Annotated in this window: 9 protein-coding genes; 3 read left to right on the plus strand and 6 right to left on the minus strand. The window is 55.3% G+C overall.

Translation table 11 applies throughout. The features are described 5' to 3' along the window. Positions 1 to 39: 39 nt before the first annotated feature. Complete coding sequence (locus AC58P5_RS12655) at positions 40 to 333, minus strand: Dabb family protein (RefSeq protein WP_497386918.1); 294 nt, start codon at positions 331 to 333, stop codon at positions 40 to 42. Between the two features lie 198 nt (positions 334 to 531). On the opposite strand from AC58P5_RS12655, the gene yhbH reads away from it, so the two are divergent. The 3 genes from yhbH (at position 532) to AC58P5_RS12670 (ending at position 4003) form a co-directional block, all read left to right on the plus strand. Further along, on the plus strand, positions 532 to 1692 hold the full coding sequence (yhbH, locus tag AC58P5_RS12660) for a sporulation protein YhbH (RefSeq protein WP_497386920.1): 1161 nt from the start codon (positions 532 to 534) through the stop codon (positions 1690 to 1692). Further along, a complete protein-coding gene (locus AC58P5_RS12665; protein WP_497386922.1) occupies positions 1689 to 3113 on the plus strand; it encodes a SpoVR family protein in 1425 nt (474 codons plus the stop codon). The genes yhbH and AC58P5_RS12665 overlap by 4 nt, the downstream gene beginning before the upstream one ends. Positions 3114 to 3358: 245 nt before the next feature. Further along, positions 3359 to 4003, plus strand: a complete 645-nt coding sequence (locus AC58P5_RS12670; protein ID WP_497386924.1) for a hypothetical protein — start codon at positions 3359 to 3361, stop codon at positions 4001 to 4003. A gap of 194 nt (positions 4004 to 4197) precedes the next feature. Here the strand turns inward: AC58P5_RS12670 and AC58P5_RS12675 are convergent, their stop codons facing one another. The 5 genes from AC58P5_RS12675 to AC58P5_RS12695 all read right to left on the minus strand — a co-directional run bounded on the left by AC58P5_RS12675 (position 4198) and on the right by AC58P5_RS12695 (position 11356). Then, complete coding sequence (locus AC58P5_RS12675) at positions 4198 to 5019, minus strand: alkaline phosphatase family protein (RefSeq protein WP_497386926.1); 822 nt, start codon at positions 5017 to 5019, stop codon at positions 4198 to 4200. 57 nt (positions 5020 to 5076) lie between these two features. After that, on the minus strand, positions 5077 to 6138 hold the full coding sequence (locus AC58P5_RS12680; RefSeq protein ID WP_497386928.1) for a glycoside hydrolase family 18 protein: 1062 nt from the start codon (positions 6136 to 6138) through the stop codon (positions 5077 to 5079). Positions 6139 to 6153: 15 nt separating this feature from the next. After that, positions 6154 to 8811 carry a transglutaminase domain-containing protein gene (locus AC58P5_RS12685; RefSeq protein WP_497386930.1) on the minus strand — a complete coding sequence of 886 codons (2658 nt, stop codon included), beginning with the start codon at positions 8809 to 8811 and terminating at the stop codon, positions 6154 to 6156. A 73-nt stretch (positions 8812 to 8884) separates the two neighbouring features. Further along, positions 8885 to 9907 carry a carbohydrate-binding family 9-like protein gene (locus tag AC58P5_RS12690; RefSeq protein ID WP_497386932.1) on the minus strand — a complete coding sequence of 341 codons (1023 nt, stop codon included), beginning with the start codon at positions 9905 to 9907 and terminating at the stop codon, positions 8885 to 8887. A gap of 51 nt (positions 9908 to 9958) precedes the next feature. After that, complete coding sequence (locus tag AC58P5_RS12695; protein ID WP_497386934.1) at positions 9959 to 11356, minus strand: alpha-L-fucosidase; 1398 nt, start codon at positions 11354 to 11356, stop codon at positions 9959 to 9961. Between the last annotated feature and the right edge of the window lie 10 nt (positions 11357 to 11366).

The raw sequence follows: 11366 nt of genomic DNA on the forward strand, positions 1-11366 counted from the left end.
CTTCATATGTACATTTATGTTTTCGGTTTTGCTCTTCGGTCAGATACGGATGTCAACCACAATGCTGTCCAAACGTCCGACTTCGCGGATATAAGCGGCGACCGCCTGATGTTCCGGATGAGGCCCGTAAGCTTCCAGCGCCTCCTGGTTCTCGAAGCGGACGGAAAGGACCAGCTGGTACCCCTGGCTGTTAGGGGAGAAATTCAAGCCCGCCCGCAGGTCAATAACGCCGGTCAGGTGGTTTTTCAACGCTTTAAATCTGGCGATAACGTCCTGAAGCTGCTCCTGCGTCGTGGATTCGCCGAATTTTACAAGCACGATATGATCGATCAATGGATTCCCTCTTTTCCAATCGTAATGCTTTCAGTATACCATATCGTTTTTTTATTGCTAACCCGGCGCGCCGTCAGGCATATTCCCCTTTCCTCACATTTTATCTCGCTCCCGATCACATATCGTCCCTTCCCGTGAATATACTTACTTAACAACAGGCCAAACTGTGCCCCATATTCCACAAGGAAGGTGCCCATCATGACAGACTCTTCGTTTATCGTCTCCCGAGAGGACTGGTCACTTCACCGCAAAGGCTACCAGGACCAGACGAGACACCAGGAAAAAGTCCGCGATGCGATCAAACAGAATCTGCCCGACATCGTGTCCGATGAGAGCATCATTCTGTCCAACGGCAAGCAGGTTGTCAAAGTCCCGATCCGCTCACTCGACGAGTACCGGTTCCGATATAACTACCAGAAAAGCAAGCATGTCGGGCAGGGTGACGGCGACAGTCAAGTCGGTGACGTTCTCGGCGTAGATCCACAGCCTACCTCCAAAGGAGGCAAGGGCGAAGGAGCCGGCGATAAGCCGGGCGAGGATTATTACGAGGCCGAGGTTTCGTTCGAGGAGCTTCAGGCTCTGCTTTTCGAAGAGCTGGAACTGCCGTTCCTGCAGCCCAAAGATAAGAAGAATTTTACGGTGAAGGAAGTGCTTTTCAACGATATCCGCAAGAAAGGCATCATGTCCAACATCGACAAGAAGAAGACGATACTCGAAAATTTACGGCGCAACGCCACGCAGGGCGATCCCGGCATTCACGGCATTTCGCCGGACGATCTGCGTTACAAAACGTGGAACGAAGTGGAAAAGCCCCATTCCAACGCCCTGATCATCGCCATGATGGACACGTCGGGGAGCATGGGATCGTTCGAGAAGTTTATCGCCCGGAGCTTTTTCTTCTGGATGACGCGTTTCTTAAGGACGAAGTATGAGCATGTCGAAATCGTGTTTATCGCCCATCATACGGAAGCGAAAGAAGTGACGGAGGAGGAGTTTTTTACAAAAGGCGAAAGCGGCGGTACGATCTGTTCTTCCGCTTACCAGGCTGCGCTGGACATCATCGACTCCCGGTATCCGCCGGAGCAGTACAACATTTATCCGTTTCATTTCTCGGACGGCGACAATCTCACTTCGGACAACGAACGCTGCGTAAAGCTGATCGGACAGTTAATGGAGCGTTCCAACATGTTCGGCTACGGCGAAGTCAACCAGTACAACCGCAGCTCGACGCTCATGTCCGCTTACCGTAATATTCATCAACCGAAGTTCATGCATTACATCATCCGGGAAAAATCCGAAGTGTACAAGGCGCTCCGATCCTTCTTCACACCCCGCACCGAGGGAGGCGAACTCATTTGACACCGGACGAAATCCGTCAGCTTGAACATGCGATTGCGGAAATTACGGAAGTCGCCGAAGGCTTCGGCCTTGACTTCTATCCGATGCGCTATGAAATATGCCCCGCCGATATCATTTATACGTTCGGGGCTTACGGAATGCCGACCCGTTTTTCGCACTGGAGCTTCGGAAAAACGTTCCACAAGATGAAGACCCAATACGATTTCGGGCTCAGCAAAATTTACGAGCTGGTCATCAATTCCGATCCCTGCTACGCTTTCCTGCTCGACGGCAACTCGCTTATCCAGAACAAGCTGATCGTTGCGCACGTCCTCGCCCACTGCGATTTTTTCAAAAACAACGCGCGCTTCTCCCGCACCAACCGCAATATGGTGGAAAGCATGTCGGCTACCGCCGAGCGCGTGCGCCAATACGAGATCGAGTACGGGACCCGGCAGGTCGAGGAGTTTCTGGACTGCGTGCTGGCCGTGCAGGAGCACGTCGATCCGAGCCTGACGAAGCCGGCCCGCAGGAAGCCGGAGGAACAGGACGGCAGGGAGAACGACAAGCTCGGCAGGAACGGCAGGCCCAAAACCGGCTACGAAGACCTGTGGGATCTGGAGCGGCAGGAACCGGATGAGGAAGAAAACCAGCCGGTCCGTTTTCCGCCGAAGCCGGAGAAGGACGTTCTCCTGTTCATTGAGGAGAACGCCCCCCATCTGGAGGACTGGCAGCGGGATATTATGACCATGATGCGGGACGAGATGCTCTATTTCTGGCCGCAGATGGAGACCAAAATCATGAACGAAGGCTGGGCTTCGTACTGGCATCAGCGCATTCTGCGGGAGCTTGATCTGACCGAGGAGGAGACGATCGAGTACTCCAAGCTGAATTCGGGCGTAGTCCAGCCGTCCAGGCACTCGCTTAATCCCTACTACCTCGGGCTCAAAATTTTCGAGGATATCGAGAAACGCTGGGACAATCCGAAAGAAGAAGAACGGGAAAAATACGGACGACGGGGCGGCGAAGGCCGAAGCAAAATTTTCGAGGTCCGCGAATTCGATTCGGACACATCTTTTATCCGCAATTACATGACCAAAGAGCTGGTCGAAGACCTGGATCTGTACGTGTTCGAGAAAAAGGGACCGGAATGGAAAATCACCGACAAGACCTGGAAAAGTATCCGGGATCAGCTGGTATATTCCCGCGTTAACGGCGGTTTTCCTTATCTGGAAGTCTACGACGGGGATTACCAGCGAAACGGCGAATTGTACCTGCGGCACTCGTACGAAGGCGTCGAGCTCGACCTGAAATACGTGGAAAAAACGCTGCCGTACCTGTACCGGCTATGGAGCAAACCCGTCTACCTGCAAAGCGTGGTGGAAGACAAAGCTGTGCTGTTTTCGTACGACGGGAAGAAGAGCCATCGGAAGTTTATGTAGAAGAGATTGGACGGCAAGGGAACAACCTTGGTCCAGTCAATAAAAGCCTGTCTGACCAAAGGCATAGGGGCCGCGGTCAGGCAGGTTTTTTGCTGCGGTTCGATCCGGTCCGAACGAAACTAGACACTTAAAACCCAACTTAGGACCAGTTAAATCTATTAAAAATAGAACTACTATCCTCTAAATACATAGGTTACGATGAAATTACTAACCCCTATAATAGTTACTAAAGGTGGCTTGTTTTTATGAAGAAATTTTCTTCCATATTTCTAATTGTACTGGGTATAATGATAATTTTGGCTGCTAGTAATCCGTTATATTTCATGTACAGAGAGAAACAAATTCAACGCTCGTTGAACACGACCTATACGATAACGCAACAAGATGTTACGAAGAATGCCTTGGAAATAAACAACACTAATATAGAAGTTATTGATACACCTAAAGACGATCTTATACATGTAGAAGTATGGTTGAATGGAGAAAAACTACCTGGATCGGCAGATGTTGAACCCACAAAAGATGGAAACTATACTCGCGGTGTTTGGGTGAACGTTCTCAATATCCACAAAAATCAGGAGTCCAGCAATAAAAATGATTGGGTAGCAATTGTGCAAACAATAAAGGAGCAAGCCAGTTGGAATATATATTATATGGATAATCAACAAAAAATCACCGTAAGACATGTAACTAACGAGAACCGTCCTGCCGATCCTTTAGATACTTATTTAATTAAAAATAGTGGCGCCCCTATGATCGGATATTACTCTAATATCAACTATGCTTCCGGTAACCCTCTTGCCACAGCTATCCCAGTAGCCATCGCGATTACCGGAGGTATTTTATTATTAATTGGATTGATTATTTTTCCACGCAGACAAAAAAAGTGATAGTAAACCTGCAGACTACGGCAGAAGAGCCAAGTTAGGCTTGCACGTCTGTAACTTGTAAATCTATAGATTTTTAGCCTGTAAGTCGCGCCTGATTCCGAACCGACCAAAACAAAACCCTGCCCGTTCCGGTTATCAACCGGTTCAGACAGGGTTTTGTTTGCGGCGCCGAAGTGCGGGAAAATCCCTCCCGCCTACTTGCGGAAGCCGGTTACCGGAATGTCCGACATAGGAGCGGACACTGGAATATCGAGGAGGGAGCAGATCAGAGGAGCGACCGCTAGTTGCGGCAGGTAACTGTCCGTGTACACGCCGGGCGTGAACCGGTCTCCGATGGCGATGAGACCTACATCCCGCTCCGCCTCTCCCGTTCCGCCGTGATGCCCGTCTTCATTCATGCCGTGATCGGATGTGATGAGAATCTGATAGCCCCGTTCCATCCACACGGGCAGGAGAACGGCGAGCAGTCCGTCCATATGCAGAGCCTGGCCCCGGTACCGGGCGGAATCGGACGTGAATTTGTGGCCCGCATCGTCGATGTTCATCGGATGAATGTACAGAAAGTCCGGGTCATACGTCCGGCGCAAATACTCGGCATCCCCGATCAGATGGGAATCCGGATAGGAGTCCTCATAGTAGAACATACCGTGCTGAATCGGCTTGCTCTCGTCGTGCTGAATGCGGTCGGACACGTAATCGAACGGTGCCGAATTGTACAGCTCGCTCACCCAGTGATAAGCCGCTGCGGCTGTCGTTAAACCCTGCTGCCTGGCCAAATGAAAGACGCTCGGAAAACGGGACAGCCTGACGACGTGGTTAGCCGTAATCCCGTTTATGTAGCTCGGCGTCCCTGTCAGAAGTACCTCGTAAAGCGGCCTGGAGAGGCTCGGAAGCTCCGATTTTACCTTGTATAGAGCGGCCTGCGACTTCTCCACAAGATGATTCAAATAACCCATGGAGGAGAGCATGACGTCGTAACGCAATCCGTCCAATACGAGGACAATCGTTTTTGCCATACGCGGTTCACCTGCTCTTATATGGTTTTCTGTGTCTTTATGTTGTTTTATTTGATCTTAAAAGGTTTTTGAAGCGCTGTCAATCGTTTTATGCAAGCCTTGGTGCAGACTGTCCAGCAGGCGGCCGGTTTTATCGCAGCCGTACTCCCAGAACATGATGCCGGCCAGGCTGTTTTCCTCGACATACCGGCACTTATGATGCAGAGATTCCTCATCGTCATAGGTGATAAACGTGCTGCCGTTAAAAAGGTAAGGCGCTTTCGCTTCCTCGTCCCAATGCCGGACATAGCCGTTTTTGTTAATATAATCGTTTGCAAGCGTCGTATAATTCGGCCCGTAACCGCCCGAGCCTCCGGCGATCTGGTGAAGCCCGTTAGCCGCATCCGGCACCTTCTCCCACTGACGGGAATAAAAAGCGGCGCCGACCACGATTTTATCGCGCGGTACGCCTGCACCGAGGTACAGGTTAATCGACGTCTCCGTGCTGATGCGGAACAAATCCCCCGTCGAATTGTAAAGATTCGTATGATGTCCCGTGAGAACCTGGAAGCCGCCCCGCATGTCGTATGTCATCACCTGAAGAAAATCGAGATACCGGTGCACTTGGTCCATCTCCGTGCCGTCCAGATAATACTGATCGGCCCCCACCGCAATCGTCAGCAGGTAACGGCGTCCGTCCTTCTCTCCCTGTTCGTCTATCGCTTCCCGGATCGTCTGCAGAAGCAGCGTGAAATTCCGCTTATCCTCAGGGCTTGACTGGATGCCTGCGGCGGAGTAGCAGGGATATTCCCAGTCCAGATCAATCCCGTCGAACGGATGCGCCAGCAGGATCTCCACGGCGGATTGCGCCATCCGTCTCCGGCCTTCTTCGGTTGAAGCGGCTTCGGAAAATCCGCCCGCTCCCCATCCGCCGACGGACAGGAGCAGAACGAGCTCCGGATTGACGGTTTTAAAACGCGTTAGCTGATCCAGATGGGCAAGATGATCGATCCGGATTTCATCCTCCCGGACATGGCCGAAAGCCACATTCAAATGGGTCAGCTTGCCGAGATCTTCCCCGGTTACGTCCGGGAGTCCGGCATCGACGACATAGCCCGCTACTACATAAGGTTTGCTCATTGCGGCGTTTTCCTCCTAATCGTTCTCACACAAATTTCCGAAAATTTGCAAAGCTTCCCTGGCGGATCCCACTTTGTACCCCGACTGGGTGTAACGGATTTGTCCCTCCCGGTCTACAACGAAAACGTGCGGGAAACCGGCATCGGGCAGCGGAATCTTCGCGGCAAATTCGTCCAGGGAAACGTATCCTTCATCCCGGACAAAATGAGTTCCCGCAGGCAGACCGCCATAACGGTCGGGATCGAATGAAACCGTTCTCCGATCGTCGCCTATCACCATTATAACGGCTGCTTCCGCTTTAGCATACAAATTGGAAAGCTCTGTAAGCTCACGGATCAGGTGCTTGGAAGGCTCCCTTTCCGGTTCGATCCAGGCCGCCAGCACGGCACGGCCGCCCGCCAAATCTTCAAGCGTGCGGGCTTTTCCGTTCTCCTCCAGGCTGCCGAATACTGTGCGTCCGTCCACGGAACCCAGTACGGGAACATCCGATGGAGCCGTGCGGTAGGTTGGCGTCAGCTCCGTCTGCCGGCCGGGATTAACGGTAAAATAGCGGAAACGGACCAGTACCGTCCCGTCCTTAAGCCGCGTTCCCGTCGTCATCCGGTAGCTTCCGGCCTCCAGTTCAAGAGGCTCCTCGTACAAATCGCTCTTGCCGTGCGGGAACACGATCGTCCGGTAGAGACCGCCCTCAAGCCGGGCCACGGTGAGATTCTGGAAGTAGGAAGCCTCCGGGGCGGGCCCTGCGGCAGACTCTTCAGAGGCCGCGGAGTCTGAATGCGAGCCAGCCGCCTGCGGCTCGGCATCGACCGGATGCGCGTACCCGCCCGGCTGGCGAAGCAGCAGCGTCCCTCTCTGCGCTTTGCTTTCTTCGTGCCAACCGGCATTGATCCATTCGCCGTCCCGCATATACTGGGGCTTCTGATTATTCGGATGAAGCCGGGCCGGAATGCCGAGGCTGCGGCAGACGGCGACCAGCAGAATATCGAGGGACAGGCGGTCGCCTTTCTTCAGCGCGAAGCTGCCAGCGGCGGAAGCCCGGCCCGGAAGATTCGTCAAATCGTCCCGCACCTCGAATTCGGCGGCAAAACGGCGCACAAGCCCCGACGGGTCCTTCCGGTATGCGGCAGCCTCCTCTACCGTGAACGCTTCTTCGAACAGCCGCCGGTACGGTCCGATCATTTCGAAGTGCACCCTCGGGCAAAGAATATATGGGACGAACACGTCCTCTTCCCAAGAGTCCGCCCATTTCAAGGTGTGCAGGAGATGATCGTCCAAAGTCGGACGGAACGTGTCCAGCATGTCTTTGTCCCTTATGCTTTCCAGCAGCCGGAGAGGCCACACTCCATAGGCGGCGGTCCGCTCCCGGAGAAAATCGCGGATTTCCCGGCTGTTTCCCCGGGCCTTGCGCAGCACACTCCACACCCGCTCCGGAGGAAGACCGAGCTCTCCGGCCAGCTTTGCCGCGTCCTGTTCCCCGAGGAACGTGTCTTCGAAGCTCTTGCGGATGGCCGTTCCCTCCTGCTCACGTTCCTGGTGCAGCTTCAGCATCTCCTCGGAAACCTCGGTCCGGGCTTCGCCTTCCCGCTCGGGAGGCGGCACCATGTCGACATCCTCTGTCCCGGTCGGTTCCGGAGCGTTTCGGATGGTCAGTATCTGATTGGAACGGCCCGCTGCGGAGAGCTTCTCTTCTCCCCACAGACCGTCTTTGACGGCGCGGACAAGCAGGTCCCCCCACCCCGTCCTGAACGCGGCAAGGCCCGCCGAACCGGTCGTAATGACGGCAATCGGGTACATTTCCGCCATGTTGTACAGCTGGAAAAGGACACTCGCGCCCTCAACCGGCCGGCCTTCTTCGTCTTTGACGGCAACGGTCACCGTCCGTACGGGCGCGTACGTTTCCAGCAGGTTGATTTCCGTCAGCCACTCCTCGGCCAGCGTAACGGGTTCAGGTCCGGGGTAGTTGGCGTGAACCCGGGTGTTGACCAGCATGGCCCGCCGGGCGGGCGCGCTGAACCAGCCCCGGTCCAGTGCCGGCTCCGGCTCGCAGGCGCCGATATAGTGCCACTGCCCGTCGGCCCATGCCTCCACCCAGGCATGATTATCGTCGCAGTGGGCCCAGCGGGGCGTGTAGCACTGCCGGGCGGGAATGCCGATGCTCCGCAGCGCGGATACCGCCAGCGTCGACTCTTCCCCGCAGCGTCCCTGCGCACTTTTCAGCATCGTCAACGGCGAGATCGTCCGCAGATCGCTTCCGACGTAGGTGGCCTTCTCGTGGCACCAGTAGTTGGTCTCCAGGATGGCCTTTTCCATCGGTAAATGCCTCGTCCGCTCCGCCAGCTCCTCGTAAAGAACGCCACGGCAATCTTCCTGATTCTCGCTGTTCACCCGGAGAGGCAGCACGAAATGAAGAAACAGATGATCCGGCACTTGGCGGCCCCAAGGCACTTTGGCACGGATTTCAAGCGTCGTGCGGACATGGTTTAAAAACAAGGCTCCGTCGTAATCCGCCAAATCGTTCAAGGGCATATACGCAAAAAGGAATTTGAGCGCCCACTCCTCTTCTTCGGTCAGCTCCTGCCGGAACACGCCGAAAAGCTCCTCTTCTTTAGTCCCTGCGATCTCCCGTTTGATATTAAATTTTCTCTGCACTTCCGCCAGAGTTTCGGCATCCATAGAAAAAACCTCATCCACACTCCGATTCTCAGCCGGCTTTATGTTCCGATTCGTTTTCGCGTTCATCTGTCTCTCACTCCTTCCACAGTTTTCCGTCCTCGCGGATCACATAGCCGGCTTTGCCGTCGGCGGAGGCGGCATAAATCTGAAAGCTTCTTGCCGTCGTCTCCACCTGCGGAACGATGTTCCAAGGCTCACAGCCAAGAAGTTCGTTGACATCGCTTATAAAGACACCGGACCGTTCATAATGATTGCGCTGCCGGTAATACAGCCTCCGCAGCTCCCACTTTACGCGTTCATCGTCCGGCAGCGCGAAGCTTTCCGGACCAGCTCCGTCCGCAAATACGACATAGCCCCACAGCTCGGGGTAATGCATGTTGACAATTCCCATCGGAGACCAGACCCAATTGTCCTCGGGATAAGGTTTGCCGTTATGGGGATCAAGCATTTTCCGGTAGGAACCGTCTGCAGCCTCCGTCCGCCACTGCACCCGCGAGAAATTCACGCGCCAGAATTCTCCCTGGACCGGCGGGCGGTTTTCGGGAGCGCACTCCCGCAAAGCGGACCAAGGCATCGCCACCTCCAGCGTCCACTTCCGGTTGTCCGCGCCCGGGTTGTTCAGCTCCCCGTCTATATGGACGGCCGTTTTCAGTCCCTGGATATCCCAGCCGTTCACGGGCGGTCCTCCGTCCCGGTAAGGTTTGACGAGCAGCAAATCCCAGACTGTATTCAGCGCATTCATTTCGAATTCGTAATACTGGTGGGTGTCCCCGTCGGGATCGATAAAAATCTCAAAATCGTTATCGTAAAAAATGACGGAATCCCGCTCCGTAAGCGTCGCCCAAATTTGGTCCTCTATCAGCTCCGCCGCAAAATAGAAATACTGGTCGTCCCAGAGCATCTTGACCCGTGTTCGTTTGGAGGGCTTCGGTTTGGCGTCTCCTTCGATATCGGTAAAATCGTCCGTCCAGTCGGCCGTGTCCCAGAACGGCTTGTCGACCCGCCCGTCAAGCTCCAGCGGCCCGGACGCCCGCCTGCACAAGTAATGCTTCGGCGCAAAAGTGATGCGCGGTTCCGGCACCCCGCTTAGCGTCATGCCGATCACCCCTTTCTCTAAATGGATAAAAATGTTCCGGACAGGGCCGCCTTACTTCTTGGACAGCCGGAACACGATGGCCTCGGGTGCTTCCTTCTCCAAGACAGCCTCCGGAAGGCGAAGGGCGATGCCTCCTTCGGTCAGCCGGTAATCCAGCCGGATGTCTCCGTCCAGCAGCTCCACCCGGGCAAAAGAATCGCGAAAGGGGATGCACATCTCCGCTTCCATCGGCGCCTGCTCCCGCTCAACCAGACAGAAGGCGTAAACGGTCTCCCCCTTCCGCGTGAAACGCCAGCTGCCGGAACTATAAGGCTCGCAGATGCGCGTTCCGTAAATGGCTTCGCCGTTTACCTTCAGCCACGCTCCGAGTCCTTTCATCCTCGCCACGGCCGTCTCCGGCAGCCTTCCGTCCGGCTGAGGCCCGACGTTGAGGGCAAGGTTGCCGCCCTTCGCCACAATCTCGACGAGCAGATGGACGAGCTGGCGGACGGTTTTATACGTGTCCTCGTACCGGAACGAGAACGACGTCCCCATCGTGATGCAGCTCTCCCACGGGACGAGCAGGGGGCGCTCCGGAAGTGTCTGCTCGGGGGTGATCAGATTTTCGTACGGTCCCCCCACGGTCCGGTCCGCACAGAGCAGCCAGGGCTGCAGCTCGCGTGCCTTTTCCACCGCTTCGCCGAGCCGGATGTCCTGGTTGTTGGCCGCATTCACCCAGCCGGCGTCCAGCCACAGCATATCGATGCGCCCGTAGCGGGTCATGAGCTCCCTGATCTGCTCGTGCGTGAACTTCACGAACTGCTCCCACAGCCACGGGTGTTCCCTCGTGTCGTAAGAGGTCCCCCGCGACGTGCTTCCGCCCCGCTCCATTCCCGGGGCCCAGTAATAAGGCGAGCGCCAGTCCGCTTTGGAGAAGTAGGCGGATATCGCCAGTCCCTTCGCCCTGAAAGCGTCGAAGAGCCTTCCGCAAATATCCGCATGCCGGTGGGCATGGAACGGGCAGTCGGGATGCGTCACGCGGTAATCCGTCGTGCTTGTATCCCACATACAGAAGCCGTCATGATGCTTCGTCGTAAAGTTCAGGTACTTGAAGCCGCTGTCGGCGGCGAGGCCGGCCCAAAGCTCAGGCTGAAAGCGGAGAGGGTTAAACGTGCGGTTCAGCCCGAAGTATTCGCGTTTAAGCTCTTCCCCGTTCACGTCCCAGTCGATTCCGTCCCGGGACCAGTCCGCATCCGCGTCGCTCAGCGCCCACGATTCCACGACACCGAGCTGGGAGTACGGCCCCCAGTGCATCATGAGCCCCAGCTTCTGGTCCCGGAACCACTCCAGCCGCTCCAGCAGAACGGGGTCTTCCGGTTTAATCCAGTCTTCCTCGCGGCTGTAATTGTGCACGCCTTCCACGACGTCCGGCGGTGGCACTTCTTGTGTTTCTGCGTTTATCTCACTCATCACATAACCT

The organism is Paenibacillus sp. JT31N7 (assembly GCF_059692095.1).

Coding starts and splice junctions, on each gene's coding strand:
- yhbH (WP_497386920.1), top strand. CDS start 532: ATGACAGACTCTTCGTTTATCGTCTCCCGAGAGGACTGGTCACTTCAC.
- AC58P5_RS12670 (WP_497386924.1), top strand. CDS start 3,359: ATGAAGAAATTTTCTTCCATATTTCTAATTGTACTGGGTATAATGATA.
- AC58P5_RS12675 (WP_497386926.1), bottom strand. CDS start 5,019: ATGGCAAAAACGATTGTCCTCGTATTGGACGGATTGCGTTACGACGTC.
- AC58P5_RS12680 (WP_497386928.1), bottom strand. CDS start 6,138: ATGAGCAAACCTTATGTAGTAGCGGGCTATGTCGTCGATGCCGGACTC.
- AC58P5_RS12685 (WP_497386930.1), bottom strand. CDS start 8,811: ATGGATGCCGAAACTCTGGCGGAAGTGCAGAGAAAATTTAATATCAAA.
- AC58P5_RS12690 (WP_497386932.1), bottom strand. CDS start 9,907: ATGACGCTAAGCGGGGTGCCGGAACCGCGCATCACTTTTGCGCCGAAG.
- AC58P5_RS12695 (WP_497386934.1), bottom strand. CDS start 11,356: ATGAGTGAGATAAACGCAGAAACACAAGAAGTGCCACCGCCGGACGTC.